The sequence below is a fragment of the Sinomonas terricola genome (assembly GCF_034931225.1).
Taxonomy (GTDB): domain Bacteria; phylum Actinomycetota; class Actinomycetes; order Actinomycetales; family Micrococcaceae; genus Sinomonas; species Sinomonas terricola.
The window spans coordinates 132,979-153,300 of the sequence record NZ_JAYGGQ010000007.1 but is presented as its reverse complement, the minus strand read 5'-3'; the positions used below and the strand labels follow the sequence as shown (position 1 = coordinate 153,300).

Here is a 20,322-nt window from a genome sequence, read left to right as displayed (position 1 = left end):
GCGGGGTGGGGCACCGACGGATCGTCTTCTGGCGGCACGGGCGCACCGACTGGAACGCGGCGGGCCGCTTCCAAGGCCAGACCGACATCCCCCTCAATGAGGACGGCGTGCGGCAGGCGAAGCATGCGGCGCGCCTGCTCGCCGCGATGGGGCCGACCGCTATCGTCTCGTCCGACCTCGAGCGGACGCGTTCGACGGCAGAGGCCCTCGCCTCCGAGACGGGGCTGCCCGTGGCCCTCGATCCGGGGCTGCGCGAGACCAATGCGGGGCGCTGGCAGGGCCTGACGTTCGACGAGATCCGCGGCACCGACGGCGAGGAGCTCTCGCGCTGGGAGGACGGCGACGTCGAGGTGCCCGCGGGCGGCGCCGAGACCCGGCTCGACGTCGCGTCGCGGACGCGTTCTGCTATTTCGCAGGCTCTCGCGGCGATGGGGGAGACTGGCACGCTCGTTGTCGTGAGCCACGGTGGCGCCATCCGCGTTGCCCTCGCCGAGCTATTGGGGCTTCCATACGAGCTGTGGGGCGCTTTGTCCGGGCTGTCGAACTGCAACTGGTCCGTTCTCGAGGAGCGGTCGTCTCGGCCTGTTGCCGGTTCGGATGGGCGCGTTCGGTGGCGGCTTGGGGAGCACAATGCGGGCACCCTGCTCGTGCCGGTTGCGGTGGTCGAGGGCTGATTCTGGGCGCTCTTCCTGGGCTGGTTCTGAGGGCGCTCAGGGGGGCTGGTCGATTTGTGCGGCGTAGGCCGCGCGGTCTAAGATGGACGAGTTGCTTCGGCGGGTGGAGGTTCTTTGCTCCGCTCTCGCGAGCGATTCTGGGGCTGTGGCGCAGCTGGTAGCGCACCTGCATGGCATGCAGGGGGTCAGGGGTTCGAGTCCCCTCAGCTCCACGGGGGTATGGCGCAGTTGGTAGCGCGTCTGCATGGCATGCAGAAGGTCAGGGGTTCGAATCCCCTTACCTCCACCGAAGAGACAGGCGATGGGACGGTCGATGAGACGGTCCCATCGCTGCTTGACACGGGGAAACTTCCTGCTCTAGAGACAGCCTTTTGCTTTGGACGTCCCGCCCTCGACGACCGCGAGGGAGATGGCCTTGTTCTTCGACTTAGCCCATGCTCGGCCCGGGTGTCGCCGATGACGCGAGACAGGCCGGGAAGCGTCGTCTATATCCCGAGACACCTGTCGATCAGCTGTCGCCCATCCCCGCGAGTCATGTATTGCCTAGGGCTTGGTATCACACACACCCTTAACTCCACAGAAGAGACAGGCGACGGACGTCGAGAGACTCTCTTATCACCTGTCTGACCCGGAAGTTTTGGTCCCGTCACAGCGCATCGAGCCAGTAGCGGTCACTGGCCAGCGAGGTGAGTGTGAGCGCCTCCTGCGGCACCCGAACGCCACAGCGCAGCAGGCCAGCGACGTCGAGCATTAACGTTGCGTCCTCAAGCCACCCGATAAGGGCATCAGTCTGCTCAGGGGCCAGAGGTGATTGCCCACCCTGACGTATGCCACTGACCAGCAGGGCGCGGTATAGGTCGAGCGCCGGGGTAACGGGCGGCAGCCTCTCTCGTGCCGCGGTCTCGGCGGCGTTGCGCGGAATCCGCAGTCCGGAGGCATCTAGGTCGCCAAAGTACCGCACCCGCTCCACGCCGGGTAGGTCACCGGCGGACCGCACGGAGGCCTCGAACGCGCCTCCGGCGCCCCAGGCGACGTGGCCGACGGCCCCCGGATCTGTGGCCAGGACAGTACAGACGCTGTGGAAAGTGTCGTCATTTTCGACCACCAGCAGCACGGGCCCGTCTCCGATTCGGACGACGGGTAGGGGTGGGTGGGTCCGGAACGTACGGAGCAAAGTGAGGCTGAGCCGGTCCGGCGCGAACACATTCGTCGCTAGGAGGCCGTCGAGCGCCTTCTCGTGTCCGAGAACCTCCAGTGACCGCTCGCGCAGCGGGACGACGTCGGCATCGCGGCCGCGGTCTCGCAACCAGTTGTTGATCAGGCGGAGCTGCTCGACCTGCCCCAAGGTTAGGCGGGTCCGCAGCACCCATGCAAGTTCAGGGCGCCAAGCGACGGTGCGGGCGAGCGCGGCCGCAGACTCCGAGGGCGCCGGCGACGCCAGCGTGAGCCTGGCCGGCAGGTGTGGCCGGGCGTGGATGTCCTGTTTCTTCGATGGAGCTGCTAGCGGACACGCCAAGATCCCTGTAGGCGGACACGGGCTTCCCTGCTGACGGACAGCTGATCTCCCTGTCCCCAGCCGAGGTCGTGGGGCCGTGCCGGCGTGTGTCGGTCCCGTCGCAGACGCCCCTCCGGGGTTCGACTCGTGGTCTTCGACCACGCACGAGCGAACCGGAATCGGAGGGGCGCGTGAAGAAGTCTGACAGGGAGATCATGGAGATTCTGGAAGCGTACGACACCACGGGCAGTGCGCACTCGGCGGCGCGGTTGGCGGGTGTGGATCCGAAGACGGTGCGCCGCTATGTCGCGGCGCGGGACGCGGGGGCGCCGGTGACGGGGCCGTCGCGTCGGGAGCGGATCACGGACCCGTTCTTGCCGAAGATCGAGGAGTGGGTGGATAAGTCCCGCGGCCAGGTCCGCGCCGACGTGGTCCACGCCCGGCTCCTCGGGCTCGGCTTCGGCGGCAACGAGCGGTCCACCCGCAGGGCTGTGGCCGAGGTGAAGCGGGCGTGGCGTGCTGGTCACCGGCGAACGTATCGGCCGTGGATCACCGAGCCGGGCCTGTGGCTGCAGTTCGACTGGGGCCAGGGCCCGAAGGTTCCCGGCCCCGACGGACTGCTGCGCACGACTTGGCTGTTCGTGGCGTGGCTGGCGTGGTCGCGGTTCCGGGTGGTGATCCCGGTGTGGGATCTGACCCTGCCGGGGCTGGTGGCGTGTGTCGACCAGACGCTGCGCACGATCGGCGGGGTGCCGTCGTATCTGCTGACCGACAACCCGAAGACGGTCACGATCGACCATGTCGCCGGGGTGCCGGTGCGGCACCCGGACATCGTGACGATGGGCCGCCACTACGGCACCCAGGTCCACACCTGCGTCCCTTACGACCCCGAGTCGAAGGGTGGGTCGGAGTCCAGCGTCAGGATCGCCAAAGCCGATCTGGTGCCCACCGAGGCGAACCTGCTGCCCGTCTACGCCTCGTTCGCGGAGCTGGAGTCGGCGTGCGTGGACTTCATGGCCAAGGTCAACGGCCGTCGGCACCGCGAGACGGGCCGGATCCCGGCGCAGGCGCTGCTCGAGGAGCGCGCCAGACTGCACACGCTGCCGTCGGTGCCGCACACGATGGCGCTGGGGACGACGCGGGTCGTCGCGACGGACCAGACGATCCGATTCGGGTCGGTGCGCTACAGCACCCCGCAGGGGCTGGTCGACGCCGAGGTGTGGGTCCGCGTCGCCGGCAGCGAGCTCGTCATCGTGGCCGACCTGGACAGGCTCCCGATCCGGCCCGCGTGGGCTGGTGACCGGCGTGGCCTGGTCGAGGTCGCCCGGCACCGCACGTCCACGCCGGGGAACCCGCGGATCGACCTGGCGCACTACCCGGGTCATCCGCAGGACCCGTCGGGGGCGCCGCGGCTGCCGCAGCCCCGGGCACGCACGGCCGAGGAAGAGGCGTTCCTGGCCATCGGCGAAGGCGCGCTCACCTGGCTTACCGAGGCCTCGGCCGTCGGAACCGTCCGCATCCGGGCGAAGATGGCCGACGCCGTGGACCTGGCCGCCCTGGTCGGACCCAGCCGCGTCGACCACGCCCTGGGCGTGGCCGCTGCAGCCGGCCGGTTCGCCGAGGCGGATCTGCCCGCGATCGTCGACTACTACGCCACCGACCCCACCAACGGATGCGGCGATGTCGAGGCCGCTGTGGCCGACGAGGCCTACTCGGCGCAGCCCGGCACCAGCAGCTGGGCCGGCTTCACCACCATCACCCCGACGATGAGCAAGGAGACGAGCCGATGACCACCGCCGTGCGCAGCGTGGACACCCGGGTGGGCACCGGCCCGACCCCGCCGCCGCTGCCCGATGAGGTGACCGCCCTGCTCAAGCGCATGCGGCTGCCGTATCTGCGTGGCGCCGCACCGGAGGTCCTCGCCACCGCACGAGCACAGCGCTGGGACCCGGCCGAGGTCCTGCGGGTGCTGCTGGCCGAGGAAGTCCGCGGCCGTGACGAGGCCACCCGGCTCATGCGCCGCAAACAGGCAGGGCTGCCAGCCGGGAAGACGTTCGCGTCGTGGCGCGAAGCAGATTCCTCCATCCCGGTCCCGACCCAGACGGCGCTGGGAACCCTGGAGTGGATCGGCCGCGCCGAGAACCTCGCGATCACCGGCCCGTCCGGCACCGGCAAGACCCACTTCGTCGAAGCCCTCGCCCACCAAGTCATCGACGCCGGCATGCGCGTGGCGTGGTACACACTCGAGTCCCTCACCGCCGCGGTCACCCGCTCAGCCGTGGACGGGTCGATCGGCAAGACCATCGCCAGGATCACCCGTGCCGAGCTCATCGTGGTCGACGACATCGGCATGCTCCCGTCCGGGCAGCAGGCCGCGGAGGCGTTCTACCGGCTCGTCGACGCCGCCTACGAACGCCGGAGCCTGGCCATCACCAGCAACATCCACCCCGCCGGGTTCGACACCATCATGCCCAAGACCCTCGCCACCGCAGCGGTCGACAGGCTCCTGCACCACGCCCACGTCATCACCACCGAGGGCACCTCACTCCGCCTGAGCGAGGCCACAGCCGGACGCGGGGTGGTCCCCTTGACCTGACCACCTACAGGGAGATCAGACGTCCGCGGACAGGGAGATGAACTGTCCGCCAGCAGGGATCAGACCTGTCCGCCCAAAGGGAGATCAAGATGTCCCTTGACAGGAGCCACGAGCCCGGCTGCCGCGAGCTGCTCGATGGCTTGCGCGAGCCCAGCTCGTCGGTCCGGACGTCCTGCAGAGGCGGGGTCGGCGGCCGCCCACAATGGCCACAGATCCGTCAGGGTCACCGTCCTACCAGAGACGCCCTCAAGCAGAGTCGCCAGCCGCACGGCGCGCGGGCTGAGGGGCTCTGCGGCCCCGTTTCCCGGCTGGCTTGCCTGGCGGCTGCCGGCGGCAGTCACTGCGCCGCCACCGACTGACCGGAGTCGCGTACGTCGCCGCCCGGAGCGGACGGGCGGCGGTGGATACGGGTCGCGGTGACCGTGCCTGGCGCGGACTGACCACCGCTCTGGTCCGTGTTGGCGGCGAGTTCGGCCTCGGAGAACGGGGCGGGCAGCTGGCGTCGCACGACCTCGGCGACCCGGATGTGCTTGAGCCCGGCCCGCAGGTCGGCGTCGTTGCGCAACCGCACCCACAGTGGGAACGCAGCGAGCACGCGGTCATCGGAGATGCCGGTCGTGTAGATCAGTTGGACACCCAGAGACCGAGCGACGGACTGTTGCAGGTCGATCAGGTAGGACGCGTTCGCGCGCCCGATAGGGTTGTCGAGGAAGAGAACGCCGGAGTGCTTGGACCGCATCTGGCCTCGTTCGTTCGCGGCGAGAGCGGCCAGCGTGCAGTACAAGACGATCGCCGCGGTTAGCTCCTGTCCGCCGGAGAACACGTCGTTCATCTCCTCGATGCTGACCCGTTCATCGCGCAGCACCGAGTCGGGCTTGAGTACGTCGACGGTGAACCCCTTCGGTACCGCGGCATGGACGGCGTCGAGCAACAGCGCCATACCGTCGCGCCGGGCATTGCGGGATCGGGTGCCGATAGCACGGGAGGCGTATTCACCGGCGACTCGGTCAATGACCTCTCCAACGCGGACGCTGATGGTCGTCTGGTCGGGCTCGTGGAAGCGTATGCGGAGGAACGGGCGTCCCCCCCACTCGCTAAGGTCGTCAGGCAGCCGGGACAGCTTCGTGGCTTGTCGTAGGGTCTTGACTGCCTGGTCGACCAGTGCGCTAAGCCTGTCGACGATGGTCTTTCGGTGCCGGTTAGCGTTCTCGAGGTCGCTGGTCAGGGTCGCTAGTCGGGTCTGGAGGGAGGCGGACCAATCGGCGGCACGCGCCGCGAGCATTTCCCGGTTCGACTCCAAGATGCTGCGCCGCGCCTGAGTGACCAGGGACTCATACCGTGCGAGGTTGGCGTGCGTTACCAGATCCTGGGCCGTGTCCGCGAGGTGGCTGAGGCAGCTCTCGAGCCGGTCCTTGGTCTCACGCAGTGTGTCGACCGCGACGGATGCAGCCTGCTGGGCCGCGATCTCGTCGGCCGCGTACGGAGATATTGCAACGCCTCCTAGGACTCCCTCGGGAACTCCTCCGAGGAGGGCGGACAGCGGCAGCAGCGCCTCATTGATGCCGCGGGCGGCATCGTCAGCTGCCCGCCGCTGCCGCTCGAGCTCACTGACGATGCCGGACGCCTCGTCAAGGCGCTGCTGCGCCTGCCGGGACTCCTGCTGCGCTTCGACTTGGAGGTCACGGCCGTGTCCGGGGCTGATGGGCTGCCACCGTTCGCCAAGGCTGGTCCACGATCGCCTACCAGGCTCTGTCGGGGAAGCACTCTTAACCGCATGCTCGAGCTGCCCGACGCGTTTGCCGAGACGCTCGGCTTCGGCCTGCAGCTTCGAGACGGCCCGACGTGCGTTGTCGGCGCCGACACTCCACGACGCTCGATCGGCGCCCGCTGGAGTCGCGCGCAGCCGTTCAGCTTCGGTGACGTGGCTGGGGTCGCGTATGGCAAGCGCAGAGCGCAGCGACTGGACCTTCTCGGCGGCCTCGTCGGCGCGGCGGCGCAAGTCGGCGTCGACGACGGCGGCCAGGTAGATCTGCTGTGCTGCGGCTGCTGCTGCCCGCAGGTCGGCCAGGGACGTCTCGGGAACCGTCTCCGCGGGCTGCCCACTCGTCGAGGTGACTTCGTCACAGGCGGCACGGTGGCGTCGAGCCTGTCCGCGTGCCTGCTCAGCCAGCCGGGTGTGCTCCTCGTGTGTCTGCAGGGCGCGTTCGCGGCTGTCGAGTGCGTCGCTTGCGGCTGCGTTGTGCCGGTGGACCTCTGCCTCGTACTCAGGCAGGAGCTGCTGCGCCTGGGTGGCGGACTCGACGAAGTCGGCGAGACCCTCCAGCTTCGCGGCGCGTTCCGAGGCGAGCCGCTCCTCGCCTGCTACCTGCTCGACCTCGGAATCCGCTCGCTCGCGTTCCACCGTGCTCGTCTCCAGATGCCCCTCGGCAGCGTCGAGACGCTCCCGCACGGCGCTTGCGCGGCTGACGGCGCCTGCTGCGGTCTCGCGGAGCTTGACCAGGTGTCCCGGCGGGTTCGCCTTCCGCCACCGGTCGAGATCGTTGCGTGCGGCGCTCACCTCGGCCAACTGCTCGACGCCAACCTGCAGCTGTTCGCCACGGCGGGTCATCTGCTCACGCAGCTCCTCGCGCCGCTGGGCGGCGGACTCCTCGTCGAACAGTGCGGGGGTCGGCTCCACCACGAACGCGTCCGAGCGCTCGTCCCTGTGCCGGACGGCGGTTGCGTCGACCTCTGAGACGCCGGCGTCAATACTGAGCAGCTCGGCGCCGGACCCGACCGCGACCGCCGCCGCCGGAAGCAGCCGCGCCTGGCTCAGAGCCTGACGGGCTGTGGGCATCTGGGCGCGGTCGATGACCACGACACCGTCAGCAAGAGCGGGGTGTGCGGCGATCAGCTCAGTGCGTTGTGCGGCCGGAACCGCCTCGTGCAGGTAGCGCCAGCCGGCGTGAGCGACGACGCCCGCCGCGTCGAGGACTTCCAGTGCCCGTTCGACCTCTTTGCGCGGAGGGAGCAGCCCGCCGTTGCCGAGAGCCTCGACGACCCGTGCATCGTCGCGCTGGGCTGTCCGCAACTCATCGAGGTGCTCGGTGTGGTCGTCGATGTCACGGGCGAGCTGGGCAAGGAGCCGGTCGCATGCCTCCTCAAGCTCAAAGACGCTCAACGCGGCAACGGATTCCGGTCCGTTGCCTTCGGTGGGATCCGACTCTGCTCCGGCGGCCTCGACGAGTACCCTGAGACAGCCCAGTCGCGCAGCCTCGTCCTCGACGGTGCGCAGGTCACGGGAGGCGGTGTCGGCGGCTGTGGTTGCGGTGCGGAGCTCCTTCTCGGCTTCCCTGACCGCTACGGCGGCTTGTTTCACCATCGTCGCCGCGGCGGCGGCTTCGCCCTTGCTCTCGGCGAGGCGGGTCACGGTGCCGGCATGAACCGCTCGGGCGGTCTCTACGAGGTATGGCACCTGCCCTGGCGTCGTCCGCATCGGCACCAGCCCGTTAGACGCTTCGGCGGTGAGTCGGTCACTCGCTGCGCCGACCGTCTCGGCCGCGGCACGGTATCGCTCGCCAGCGGCAGCGGCTGCCTCGAGCGCGTGGCTGCGGGCAGTGTCGGCCTCGGCCGCTGCTTGCTTTGCGGCGGTAGCTTGGGCGTCATAGTTGGCAGCCTCGCGGTCGCTGGCGTCGGCCTCGGCCAAGTACTTCGCCAGCAGCTGGCCAGCGGCCTCATCACGTCGTGCCAGCGCGGGTGCGGCGTCCTCGTCAGCGGCCGCGACCTGCGCGGCCAGGCCGTCTGCGGTCGCGATGGCTTGGTCGCGTTCCTCGACGGCGGCGACAGTCTGCCATCCGTGCAGCTCCAGATCGGCAACGTCCAGTCGCTCCTTGCCGTAAGCCGCCTGCGCCTCAGCCTCCTCGAGCTCGAGCTGGAGCGTCTGGCGGCGGACCTCGTTGAGGAGCGCACGGGCGGCATCGCGCTCGGTGGAACGGGTGCCGACGATGGCCTGTGCTGCCTCGTATTCCGCGGACAGCTGGGTCACCTTCTCCCGCTCCAACCGCAGGCGCAGGTCGAGTTCAACGGCGAGGGTCTCGGCGCCACGCCGTGCGGCCGCCGCATTGCGTGCCGCCTCCTGATGGGCAATATACGCGACCGCGAGCGGGTCAAGGGCGGCGATGACGCCCTCGAGGAAATCGCGCTCGAGCAGCATCTGTTCGCGGTCGGCGAGGTTCACCGCCCACTGGCTGAATGTCTCGGCAACCGAGGTGGCATCCTTCGAGTCGGTGACGGTGGTCAGTAGCCAGTCGACGAACTCCTTGGAGGAAGAGTACTTGAACGCCTTGGCGGCCTCGCCCTCATCGACGTTCATCCGGCGCTGGATGTCGAACAGGTCCGGTTCGATACCGCGCTCGCGCAGGTGTCCGCGCCACCGGCCCTGGTCATCGCCGAGCCAGGACAGCTCGGTGGTGGCCTCGAGCCGGTCAGCCTCGGCCACGGCCTCGCGGAAGCCGTCGAGCCGGCGCCGGCGCCCATCGAAGGTCACCGGGAGCGTGTCGAGGTCGAGGGCGTCGCTGGGTCGGAAAGAGTACCAGGCCTCGGCGACCGGGTACTTGTCGCCGCTGTGAGTGCGCCGCTGGCACACCTTCGCAGTCACGAGCCGTTCTCCAGTGGCCACGTGCATCCACTCCAGCGCGACGTGGCCGGTATCGCCGTCGAGGACGAAGTTGTCCAGCGAAGCGCCGCCGACGGTGTTGCGGCGTCCGGGTAGTACCACGCTGAACAGCAGCTTGAGCAGGACCGACTTGCCACCGCCGTTCTCTAGCAGCAGCAGCGAGAACGGCGAAGGCCGCCGAGTGGGCGCGTCAAACAGGTTCCGTGCAGGGACTTGCTCCCCGAGCCCGGACAGGTCAACGGTGACGTCGGAGTAGCGGGCACCGCGGGGGCCGATGCCGACGAGGCGGGCTCGGTTCAACTCGTACATGTTGGCGTTCAGCTCCAGAAGGGGGTATTGCGGATCGTTGCGATGCCTGCCACCGCAGGTGTCGTGGTCACAGGCGGTTCACCGCCTCGTCTGTCCACTCGACGTGGGTCAGCGTTCCGATGCCATCGGTGATGTCGGTGATGCCGAGGGAGAGTAGCTCCGCGAACATCCGGCTGCCGGCTTCAGCGACCTGGACGCGGTACCGGCTGGTGGTGGCGTATGTGCCGCCGTCCTCGTCGCTGCGCTTGACAAGCATGCCTTGGTCGGCCAAGAAGGTGAGGGCCTTGCCGACCATGCCGATGGTCGAGGACGCCACGCGACGTCCGTCGACCGAGCCGGGGGTCGCGGCGCGGCGCTGGTAGACCCGCCAAGCGGCCTCCAGGTCGGGGGTGTCGACGGACGGGTCGACGTCGTCCCCGGCCTCGGCGGCGGCCTCACCGAGGCGGCGGCAGGCTTCGCGGACGAACGCCTCGACGCCGTTGACTGTGACGCGGCCGACATAGGCGGGATTGGAAAGGTCCGCCGGGCGTGGGTAGGCAAGAGTGGCGGTGCCGAGGTGCGCGAGCGCGTGCAGGACTCGTTCCGCGGCCTTGCCTTCGCCGCCGGTGCGCCGGGCGTAGTCGGTCATCCGGACTGCGAAGACGCTGTCCTCGCTGCTGGCGACGACGAGACCGTGCCGGTCGTCGGAATCGAGGATGACGAGGTCAAGCCCCAGGCAGATGGCTTTGACGAGTTCGGCGAACCCGTCGTCTTCACGGAACCGTCGGACAAGTTCGGCGTAGGTCTCGTCGCGGGCTGGGCGCTGCTTGGGGCGCAGCGCGAACGCCACCAAGCGGGAGGCGTCGGCGACGGCTCCGACGGAGCTGGGGGTGATCTGGCTGGCCGGGCTCATGCCACGCCCTCCTGGTTCCTATTGCTGTTCGTGTTGCCGTCCGGTTTGCCGTTCGTGAGCCCGGCATCGCTGGTCTCGGTCCCGTTGCTGGCGCCGTGGCCCTCGCCGGAGGCAGGTGGAGGGTGGGCGGAGCCGGTCTGGAGGACCTCGGCGCGGGCGACAAGGAGGTCGCCGCCGGCGAACTCCGGATCGTCGAGCGCGGTCCCGTCGTCGAGGGCCATCAGCACGGTGGGGTCGTGGCGGCGGCGTGCGACACCGATCTCCTGGGCGGCTAGGGCCAAGACGCGGACGACGACCAGCAGTGGCAGGTCCTCGGCCTCGGGGTCCTCGGCCTGCCGTACGCGTGCGTCGGCCAGCAGCCCGGACAGGCGCTGTGGTGCGGCGGGGTCGAGGTCCAGGAGGGACTCAAGGTGTTCGTAGCTGGAGTCAGGGAACAAGGGCGGTTCCTCGTCCAGATCGATTGCGGGGTCTTCGATGAGGTCGCCAAGGGTGTCGCGTTCGGCCGGCGGCGTGATGAGTGCTTCGAACAGGTCGACCAGGCGCAGTGCGTACGGGACGACGAGGCCGGCGGCGGCGCTGAAGAAGCGCAGCAAGGCCACATCGGCTTCGGCGACGGGACGGGTCAGCGCTGGTTGGAGCAGCTGGGCATGTAGGTCGAGGGCGGCCCGGGTCGGTCCTGGGGCGAAGGTCTGGCGGTCCTGTTCGGCCCGGAACCGGCGGCCGGCGGTCTGGAGGCCGGTCTGGAGCTGGTCGTGGCGGCGGAGGCAGTCACGTACGACGTCGACGAGACGAGCTGCTTGGGCCTTGCGGGCGGCAGTGTCGGCGACGTCGCGAACCTCCGTGAGGTTGACCAGAATGGCGTTCTCGGCCCGGTACCGGCCTTCGATGTGGGCGAGGGCTTCGTCGATGAACGCCGGCATGGCCAAGGACCAGTCGACGTTGCGGACATCGCGGCTGGTCGCCTCCAGACGCTGCCGGAGCATCTCGCCGTACTGGATAGTACGGTAGCGGGCGTTCTGGGCCGCAGCTTGGGCTTCGCTGAGCCGGCCGCGCTTTATGAGGATATCCAGACGGACGTCAGCGGCGATGTGTGCGGCCTCGAGGTCAACCTCGAGTGCGCCGACGAGGACGTTTACGGCTTCGTTTGACGCGCGCAGGTAGAGGTCGCCGTCGGGGCCGCGAGTCTCCTCAAGCAGCTTGAAGTCGAAGGTGCGCCGGTCGTACCCGTCCGGCCCGGTCAGGCCATAGACGGTGCGGAACCCGCGGTCGGTGGAGCCGACGTTGAGGAGATTCTCCAGCACCCAGCTCGCGACACGCTCATGTTCGGTGGGTGCGCGCTCTGGGGCTTGGGCGGCGACCCGGGCGGCCAGGTCTCTGAGCACGGCCTCGGGGCGGGCACCGGTATCAAAGTCCATCGCGATGGTTACCAGGTCGATGGCGTGCAGCGCGAGTTCGGCCATCTGATACACGGTGTAGTCCGCTGACTGCACTTGAGCCTTCCGGGCATCAAGGTCGTGCAGCGGCGCTGTAGTCGCCAACGCTTTCACCCGCTGGGCAAACCCTGTTGAGGTCGCCGCGCCGTCGGAGATCAACTCATCGGCGGCATCCACGGGCGGATGGCTTGGTTCGAGTTCGTGCCTCATGTACGTCAGGCTAACGACGAGGGCGGACATTTTGGGTCGAATCATGAACGTCAGCCCTGTCCTTACGCCCTCCTCGGCGGTGATGCTCCTGCATGGCTTGTGCGGTGATGGGCGCTCTGAGGGTCATTGGAGCGTGCGAGATCGAGGCTCAGCTGAAGATTCTGATGGCTCTTCCAGTCTGCCGTAGACGGAAAGGTCTCAATCTTCTTGGTCCGATTGCTGCTATGAGGTAGCATCCACGCCGAGTGATTGGAGAGGCGATTCCTCCAACCTGCCTCCATGGTTTGTTGGCTGTTTCTAATCACGCAAGGTCTGTGAGTTTCGGACGGGGCTTCAGCGTCGTCGGGATTCTGTATCCAGTCTCAGAGCCCAGGTATCTCAAGGCCCCGCCGTTTGGAATACGATCCCAGGATGTCCACCGAAAAGACAGGCGACGGGACGGTCGATGAGACGGTCCCATCGCTGTTTGACGTGGGAAAACATCCGCCCTTGTTAGCACCTTGGTCGGACCTTGTGATTTGGTCCGGGGCCGGAAAGCGCGCCGCCCAAGGAGTCTGCGGGCTCTGACGCGGTCCTTTCGTTGCTCGGGCCAGCGTCCGCGGCCTGGGCGAGCGATACCCGATCTGCGGATCGGGGCTGCGAGCACCACGTATATCTCACGCGATGCGCCCAGACGTTTGGGGTATGCAGCTTCCTCTGCACACAATGGCGCCCTCACGGGCAGGCCGTCTCGTTGAACATCCGTGCGATGAGAGGACAGCGCCATGCTCCGACCGCTCTTGGCCGCAAGCGTCCGCACCCGTTACTACCTGCGCCACTACATGCCCACCAACATCGCGCTTGAGGCGATCCGTACTCGCCGCGGCTTGAAGTGGGACGTGCCCGCGATGCTGCTCGCCGTCCCGTACCTGCTCGCCGCGAGCATCTGCATAAGTCTGATCGCCGAGGGTGGTGCAGGCTGGCTCAGCTGCTCGTGCTCCTGGCTCGAATCCGCGTTCGTGAGGCTCTCGGGCGGCGCTCCCGTGTCGGCGAAAGCAAGGACAAGATAAGGGACTCTTGGCTTGGTCACTCGTGTCTGAGCCTGGGGCGAGGCCATGAGGGCGTTCCCACGGTACGGGATCCACATCGAATCTGGCCCGTTTCGAGCCAACGACCAGCCACGATCCCGAAGCGTGAACGACTTGTTCCTCTGCAGGGGACAGGCCACGGCGTCGCATCGGGACGCCGCGGCGATGCAAATGCGCGTTCACCGGGCGCCGCTCGATGCCGAATTCAGTGGCGAGTTCGTACACCGTCTGACCGCCCAGGTCGCCGTCCACCAGGACGTCGGATCCTACTCACCGCTGACGAGATCCCCGAGGCCAGGACGTTCTTCGCGGAATGGGCGAGTGACCTAAGGTGAAATTGGGGTTAGTGCGTCCTCCTTCCGAGAGCGGCGCCAACTTGGCGCGCGACCCGACCTGGCAAGGGCGACCCATTGGTTCGGTCCGCCTAGTCAAGGCACGCCGAGACCTACCCCTCCATTGACCGACGCTGAACGCTCGCAAGGGATCTACATGGACGCTGAAACCGCACCCGACCAGTTCACACCTCGGCTCCGCTTCTACGGCGCCGGCGACTTCGCGACGTACTGGCAGGTGGAACGAGCGGCGGAGGTAGTCCGCGGGTTCGACCCCTCCTGCCCGCCGGACGATGCCAACGGCATCGTCGAACTACACAACGCTCGGCTCTTCGTCGAGGCAGGCTTCACCCCTCGCGACATCAGCGACGACGACCGCGCGACGCTCGTCGCATCAGCCAGGGCAATCAGGCGGACCGTTGCAGAGTGGTTCAACGCCCTACGGGATGACAACGTGTCCGAGAGGCTGACGGAAGTCGACTGGCCGTACCACGAGCACCTCCTCGATCTCCTCGCCGGTCTCGGAGTCTTCGGTCGTTGTTCGCCGAACGCCCTGTTGACCGCGCTCGATACCGTTCGCGTCCATTTGGGCGACATGCTCACGAGCAAGCGGCTCGTCGAGGCGTGTGACGCGGATCTGCGAGACCGACTCTTGGCAGCCCCCAGTCGGGCGGAACTCGTGGTTAGGCACCACCTTGACGGCGACGCGAAGAAGCAAACCTATCTTCCCGCGAGCTTCACCCCTGCCGACTCACGGAGCCTGATGGCTGCCTACATCGACAGCGCAGATCCGAACCTGAACTACCTGAAACTGATCGCCACCGCCCCGATCGACGACAAGACCGGGATCGATGCCAGGTTGGTCGTGAAGGCGAGGCGTCGCTATGACACCCTCGTCACAGACCTCTTCAAGACGACCTCTGGCTTCAAGACCGGCTGCACCGTTTCGGTTTCCGAGACCCAGGTCGAGCCAGTGAAGGCTGAGTTGAACGACCTGGTCATCGAGTTCACTTTCAGCAAGGCATGGCTGGAGGACACTCTGGACTTTCCGTCGGTGCTGAACAACTTCCAGTTCCTGTTCGAGTTCGCGCCCCAGTCCGGACTCCTCACGCTGCCTTCGTTCGACAGCGAGCGCCGCGGGCTTGCGGACATGATGGGCATGAACGGCGCCAAGGACTACCGGACCGGGCATGTGTTCGACGTCAAGGACCGGTCGACGCTCATTCAGACAGTGATGTATCAGCGCTACCTCGCGTCGAAGGACATCGACCTTGAAGAGGTGCTCCGTTGGTACTTCGAGGAGCATCTGCCTGCGGAGTACGGCATCACCGGGTTTGTGTTCAGTCCGTCCAGCCCGATGGCGAACTATCTGGAACGCTGCCGAAACCTCTTCGCCGAGATGGAGTCGATCGCCACACAGTTCGGATTGCTGGTCGAGGACGATGAAATCGACCATGAGGTCGCCGCAGCGGGCGCCGAGTTGGTCCGCTACCGGACCATCCCAAGCGCGTTAGAAGGCAAGTACGCCTACGCTACAAGCCACACCGAAATCCGGACCATCCTGCACATCCTTTTCTCCAATCAGTCGCGCCTGACCTACATCAACGAGGATCTTCGGGGCGAGAACGCGATGGACCTGCTGCAACGGAACAAGGTGCCCTACGAGGCGCTCCACGAGTATCAGCAGCCCCTGATGGACAAACTCATCGAAATCGGGATAGCTGAGAACAAAGGCGACCAGGTCCGCCTCAAAGACCCGGACCTGTTTCGTGTCCTGAAGTCGCTGAGTGAGAACGAGGCCGTTGCTTATCACCATCTGAACGGGGGTTCCCAGGCGCACGTCGACAAGATGGTGTCCGCCGGGTGGCTAGTCCGGCGGTCATCGCTCCTCACCGACGCAGAGGCGGCCTACTTCAACTACAACCTCAACTCGGTCGACTTCAGCAACGGCCCCAAACTCCGCAACAAGTACCAGCACGGGCTCCAGCCGAAGGGCGTCGGCGAAGCCGAGCACCAGGAGACGTACTTCCGGGCGATGCGGCTGATAATCGCGTTGACTATCAAGATCAACGACGAGTTCTGGCTCCTTGATGCAGCGAAGAGGAGAACCTGAGGGCGGTCACTCCCGACCCCGTGCCCGAAGCGATGCACATTCAGGCCGAACACGGGCGGGGTGATCGCCGTGATCGCGGCGCTGCGTAGAACGCTCGTAAACTTCATCGGACTCGCCGACATCGACTCGCTCTGGCGCAGTCTCCTGCGACTCACGTCTGGGAAGCCATGGTATGTCGCCGTGCGTGAGGCGCGTGTGGTCTTCAACCTCGCCAGGGCAAGCGCGCGTGTATCCGTAGTGCCGTGCCCTTTCAGCTCATGTTGTTATTTGAAGTTCTCCAGCACAGCCCGACGATCGATCAGCGTTTGGTCGTAGGCGTCCTCTCTTCCAGGGAGACGGATCCACGGCCAGCAAGGGAACCCGCTGTCCGGTCTCGCGGGACGCGATCTCCGCGAGAGGCGCGTTTAGGTCAGCCCAGGACCAGGAGCGCTCTCCAGCATATTCACCATCCATCGCCCTGTCGGCGCTCGAGCTGGTCGCGTTCGTGGTCTCGTGGAGGAGGCTCATCCGGTATTCGAAGCCGTGGAAGATATCCACATAGTCGTCGTCTTCCGGGATCGAGTCTTCGAAGACTGCACGAGCGTCATCCGGCTCGACATCAATGGCTTCGTCAACTACGGCACCTGCCCGTGCCCGGACCTGACTTTTTCAGCCGCAGTGAACTCCGGGCCTATTTGAGTCGTGGACGCGGCGGTCCCCGTCGCTCTCGCCGCGAGCCTGACGGGCGCAGTGCAGAACTCGGGCCTGGACAAGTCTGTCGTTGCCCAGCTGCTGTCTGACATGAGCGACGTCAACGCAGCCTTGGCCCAGACCTCATCGATACAAGGAAGGCCTGCGACGGGCTGACCGATTTCGGATCCTTGGTCAACAAGTGGTCCGGGAGCAAGATCCCACAGCTCACTGGGGCCGACTGGCTGAACCAAGCCTCATTCCTCCAGCAGATGCTCGGGTGCTAGCCATCTCATCTCAACGCGGAGTGGCGGTCCCAAAGGAGTTCTCACTCAATGACCGCGCCTCTGTCGGCAAGGGCATCGATTGGGTGTTTCTCATTCTCTAAGGTGTCGGCCGCTGGGGCGTCCTTTTGGCCCCGTCCTCTGCCTTTTTCGGGCCTGCGATAGGGCTTCGATCCCAGTGTTTTCAAGGGATCGTTGTTTGGAATAGGTTCCCAGGATGTCCACGTAACTTGAGAAGATCGAAACTTGCCCCGCCTGATGGCGGGGCAAGTTCGTTTCCGCCCCTTTGCTCGACCGCGGTCCGATTGTGAGCGTTGGTCAGCACACTGGCGACAGGCTCTGCTGGCATGAACGAGATCTGTTCTGCTCGAGGCCGGCCCTTACAGCGACGACGCCGATGACGCGAGCATTCCTATGATGTGCGATCTCGACATCGTGAGGGCCCGCGCGGCGCGATTCGGACTAAACCGCAGCTCCTCCATCGCGGCGAGGACGCGCTCCTGCGTCTCCGGCCTGAAGCTCGGCGAGTTGTTCAGCACCGGCGACACGGTCTGGCGCGACACTCCGGCCGCGGCGGCGACTTCACGGACACCCGGCGCGCGCACTCCCGATGCGGGACCCGTCATGCATCACACTCTAGATCCCGCGTCCGGGCACAGGGGGCTGTCCAGAGACGGTGTTTATCGATACACTTCTCGACGGCCGCCTTCTCGCTGCCCCTCAGAGTCCCTCGAAGTTCCCCAAGAAGAAGTCCTCTCCTTCGACTGCTCCCAGGAGTCCCAGATGCCAGTACCCGAATTCTCCCCCTCTGGCTTCATCGCCCCCGGCAAGCTCTTCCGCGACGACGGCGGAGGCGTCGCACAGCTCCATGGCGTCGGCATCCAGCAGTTCGGGGACCGCTTCTACGCGTGGGGCGAGAACAAGTCCCGCGGTCCTCTGTTCACCGGCGTCGCCTGCCATGCCTCGACGGATCTGGCGACCTGGACGTCGCTGGGGGACGCGCTCACGTTGGATGAGGGCATTCCCGAGCTGGGGCCGGACCGGATCATCGAGCGCCCAAGGTGCTCCAGGCGCCGGATGGACGGTATGTGATGTTCCTCCATGTCGAGTCGGCGGACTACTCGTACGCGCGCCTGGGCTGGGCTGTGGCCGATCGCCCGGAGGGCCCGTACACATACCTCCGCAGTGAGCGGCCCCTCGGCAACCTGAGCCGTGATATTGGGGTCTTCCGGGACGACGACGCCGGCTACGTCCTCGCGAGGACCGCGAGCATGGGCTGCACATCTACCGTCTCTCCGATGACTGCCTCGAGATCGTGGAGATCGTCTCGATGACGCTGGCGCCCCCGGGCGACCATCTCGCCGGTCTGCATGGCTATGAGTCCCCAACGGTGGTCAAGCACGAGGGCCTGTACTACCTGTTCGGTTCCGAACTCACGGGCTGGTCCACGAACGACAACCGGTACGCGACGGCGGCCTCTCTCGCCAGCCCGTGGAGCGAGTGGCGGGATTTCGCTCCCGCGGGATCGGCGACGTTCGACTCGCAGACCTCCGTCGTCGTTCCGGTCCATGGCTCGGAGCAGATCTCGTTCGTCTACGTCGGCGACCGCTGGTTCCAGGACGATCTGTTCCACTCCGCGCCGGTCTGGCTCCAATTGCACCTCCGCGACGGTGCGGCGGAGCTCGAATGGCGTGACGCGTGGGCCATCGACCCGGCCACCGGGGCCTTTTACTGAGGCATGGCGCCTCTTCCCAACTCCCATGCAAGGAACAACAGGTGGAGGAAATCCCTCTGGACCCCGGGCATCCGCTCGGCTCTCTCGCAGCGCTCCTGAAGCCCCATCGCGCCAGGCTCCTGCTCTCCGTTCTGGTGTTCGCCGTGAAGGACTGCCCCCTGTGGCTGCTCCCCCTCGTGACCAGTGCGGCGGTGGACATCGTGGTCAAGCGCGGGGCGCCGTCGTCCCTCGGCTGGCTGTCCCTGGCTGCCGTGGCGCTGCTCCTGCAGAACTACCCCATGCACCTGCTCTTCACGAGGCTGTTCATGGGCAGCGTGCGCTCCGTGGGGGCGCGCCTGCGGAACTTGCTCGCGCGGCGCCTTCAGGTGCTTTCGATGGACTACCACGCCCGTTCGAGCGCGTCGGTCACCCAGAGCAAGATCGTCAGGGATGTCGAGAACATCGAGCTCATGCTCTCCCAGGCAGGAAGCCCAGCGCTGTCGGCCTTCTTCGTCTTCGCCGGTGCCATCGTCACCACGGCGGTCAGCGTTCCTCAGTTCCTTCCGGTCTTCGCCCTCTCGGTGCCGTGCGGGGTCGCCGTGTGGTGGCTTATGCGTCGAGGCGTACGGCGCCGGAACGAGGAATTCCGCCGAGACCTGGAGGCCTTCTCGGCGCGTGTGGGGGAGATGGCGGCTCTGATCCCCGTCACGCGAGCGCATGGCCTGGAGGAGGTGGCGGTGGGCCGTGTCAGGGAGGCCGCCGATAGGGTCCGTGAACGAGGCGTGAGCCTCGATATGCTCAACGGCCGCTTCGGCGCGGCGAGCTGGGTCACCATGCAGATCCTCTCGGTGGGCTGTCTGCTCGTCGCGGCGGCCCTTGCGCTGCTCGGCCTGGCCCCCATGACCCCCGGGCAGGTGGTGCTGTTGAGCACCTACTTCTCCGCGCTCACGGGGGCCGTGACGACGGTCCTGAGCTTGGTCCCGCTCGTCACCCGCGGTGCGGAGTCGATCCGGTCCGCCGCGGAGATTATGCAGGATCCAGACCTCGAGCGGAACGACGGAAAGCTCGCGGCCGGCCCGATCTCGGGCCGGATCGAGCTGAGACGGATCTCGGCGTCCTATCCGGGAGCCGAGAAGGCCGCACTCGTCGACGTCAGCCTTGCCGTAGAACCCGGCCAGACCGTGGCCTTCGTCGGCCCGTCAGGCTCGGGCAAGTCGACGCTCATGAACACGATCCTCGGGTTCGTCAGACCGCGGAGCGGCCGCGTCATCCTCGACGGACGGGATCTGGCCGAGTACGACCTGCGCACCGTTCGGCGCCAGATCTCGGTGGTTCCGCAGGAATCGGTGCTCTTCGCGGGGACCGTCTTCGAGAATGTCACCTACGGGCTCGGCTCAATGGGCCACGACCGCGTGCGGCAGGCGCTTGCCGACGCCAACGCGCTCGACTTCGTCGAAGCTCTGCCAGAGGGGTGGGACACCATGCTGGGCGAGCGCGGAGCCAAGCTCTCCGGCGGGCAGAGGCAGCGGCTCTCGCTCGCACGGGCCCTGATCCGGGATCCACGGATCCTCATCCTCGACGAGGCCACGAGTGCCCTGGATTCCGAGTCTGAGAGCCACATCCAGGCAGCCCTCGAAGGACTCAGGCGAAGCCGCACGACTCTCGTCGTGGCGCATCGCCTCTCGACCGTGAGGGGCGCCGACCGGATTGTGGTGATGGAGCGCGGACGCGTGGCGGAGGAAGGGACCCACAGCGAGCTGCTCGCCCTGGGCGGGCGCTACGCAAGAGCCTGGAACCTTCAGCAGGGCGGCGTACGTCAGAAAGCCCCCGGGGAAACATAGGCGAATCTGTTGACGTTCACACCCGCCTGTGTAACGATA

Annotated in this window: 13 protein-coding genes and 2 tRNA genes; 10 read left to right on the top strand and 5 right to left on the bottom strand. The window is 66.9% G+C overall.

Annotated features, from left to right (window positions below; all coding sequences use genetic code 11):
• Nucleotides 1-5: 5 nt before the first annotated feature.
• The 3 genes from SPF06_RS11065 (at nucleotide 6) to SPF06_RS11055 (ending at nucleotide 960) form a co-directional block, all read left to right on the top strand.
• Nucleotides 6-674: a histidine phosphatase family protein gene (locus SPF06_RS11065; protein ID WP_323279112.1), complete on the top strand. Its 669-nt coding sequence runs from the start codon at nucleotides 6-8 to the stop codon at nucleotides 672-674.
• 139 nt (nucleotides 675-813) lie between these two features.
• Nucleotides 814-886: transfer RNA gene (locus tag SPF06_RS11060), tRNA-Ala, on the top strand.
• A gap of 1 nt (nucleotide 887) precedes the next feature.
• Nucleotides 888-960 (top strand) — tRNA-Ala (locus tag SPF06_RS11055).
• 360 nt (nucleotides 961-1,320) lie between these two features.
• Here the strand turns inward: SPF06_RS11055 and SPF06_RS11050 are convergent.
• Entirely contained in the window at nucleotides 1,321-2,040 is a 720-nt protein-coding gene (locus SPF06_RS11050; RefSeq protein ID WP_323279111.1) for a Wadjet anti-phage system protein JetD domain-containing protein, read from the bottom strand.
• A 344-nt stretch (nucleotides 2,041-2,384) separates the two neighbouring features.
• On the opposite strand from SPF06_RS11050, the gene istA reads away from it, so the two are divergent.
• Nucleotides 2,385-3,959 carry an IS21 family transposase gene (istA, locus tag SPF06_RS11045; RefSeq protein ID WP_323279156.1) on the top strand — a complete coding sequence of 525 codons (1,575 nt, stop codon included), beginning with the start codon at nucleotides 2,385-2,387 and terminating at the stop codon, nucleotides 3,957-3,959.
• Entirely contained in the window at nucleotides 3,956-4,765 is an 810-nt protein-coding gene (gene istB, locus SPF06_RS11040) for an IS21-like element helper ATPase IstB (RefSeq protein WP_323279110.1), read from the top strand. Before istA ends, istB begins: the two co-directional genes overlap by 4 nt.
• A 337-nt stretch (nucleotides 4,766-5,102) precedes the next feature.
• Here the strand turns inward: istB and SPF06_RS11035 are convergent, their stop codons facing one another.
• The 3 genes from SPF06_RS11035 to SPF06_RS11025 form a co-directional block, all read right to left on the bottom strand.
• Nucleotides 5,103-9,728, bottom strand: coding sequence for a hypothetical protein (locus SPF06_RS11035; RefSeq protein WP_323279109.1), 4,626 nt, complete (start codon nucleotides 9,726-9,728; stop codon nucleotides 5,103-5,105).
• Nucleotides 9,729-9,795: 67 nt separating this feature from the next.
• A complete protein-coding gene (locus SPF06_RS11030; RefSeq protein WP_323279108.1) occupies nucleotides 9,796-10,620 on the bottom strand; it encodes a hypothetical protein in 825 nt (274 codons plus the stop codon).
• Nucleotides 10,617-12,263 carry a hypothetical protein gene (locus tag SPF06_RS11025; protein ID WP_323279107.1) on the bottom strand — a complete coding sequence of 549 codons (1,647 nt, stop codon included), beginning with the start codon at nucleotides 12,261-12,263 and terminating at the stop codon, nucleotides 10,617-10,619. The genes SPF06_RS11030 and SPF06_RS11025 overlap by 4 nt, the downstream gene beginning before the upstream one ends.
• 764 nt (nucleotides 12,264-13,027) lie before the next feature.
• Between SPF06_RS11025 and SPF06_RS11020 the strand changes: the two genes are divergently transcribed.
• Together SPF06_RS11020 and SPF06_RS11015 are read left to right on the top strand one after the other, a co-directional pair.
• Nucleotides 13,028-13,312, top strand: a complete 285-nt coding sequence (locus SPF06_RS11020) for a hypothetical protein (protein WP_323279106.1) — start codon at nucleotides 13,028-13,030, stop codon at nucleotides 13,310-13,312.
• A 507-nt stretch (nucleotides 13,313-13,819) separates the two neighbouring features.
• Nucleotides 13,820-15,775, top strand: a complete 1,956-nt coding sequence (locus SPF06_RS11015; RefSeq protein ID WP_323279105.1) for a hypothetical protein — start codon at nucleotides 13,820-13,822, stop codon at nucleotides 15,773-15,775.
• A gap of 1,333 nt (nucleotides 15,776-17,108) precedes the next feature.
• Here SPF06_RS11015 and SPF06_RS11010 read toward each other — a convergent pair.
• Entirely contained in the window at nucleotides 17,109-17,354 is a 246-nt protein-coding gene (locus SPF06_RS11010) for a LacI family DNA-binding transcriptional regulator (protein WP_323279104.1), read from the bottom strand.
• 157 nt (nucleotides 17,355-17,511) lie between these two features.
• Between SPF06_RS11010 and SPF06_RS11005 the strand changes: the two genes are divergently transcribed.
• The 3 genes from SPF06_RS11005 to SPF06_RS10995 all read left to right on the top strand — a co-directional run bounded on the left by SPF06_RS11005 (nucleotide 17,512) and on the right by SPF06_RS10995 (nucleotide 20,283).
• Nucleotides 17,512-17,820, top strand: a complete 309-nt coding sequence (locus SPF06_RS11005) for a glycoside hydrolase family protein (protein WP_323279103.1) — start codon at nucleotides 17,512-17,514, stop codon at nucleotides 17,818-17,820.
• Between the two features lie 238 nt (nucleotides 17,821-18,058).
• The gene (locus tag SPF06_RS11000; RefSeq protein ID WP_323279102.1) at nucleotides 18,059-18,463 is read left to right on the top strand and encodes a glycoside hydrolase family protein; all 405 of its coding nucleotides are present in this window, start codon (nucleotides 18,059-18,061) and stop codon (nucleotides 18,461-18,463) included.
• A 41-nt stretch (nucleotides 18,464-18,504) separates the two neighbouring features.
• The gene (locus SPF06_RS10995) at nucleotides 18,505-20,283 is read left to right on the top strand and encodes an ABC transporter ATP-binding protein (RefSeq protein WP_323279101.1); all 1,779 of its coding nucleotides are present in this window, start codon (nucleotides 18,505-18,507) and stop codon (nucleotides 20,281-20,283) included.
• The last annotated feature ends 39 nt before the right edge of the window (nucleotides 20,284-20,322 follow it).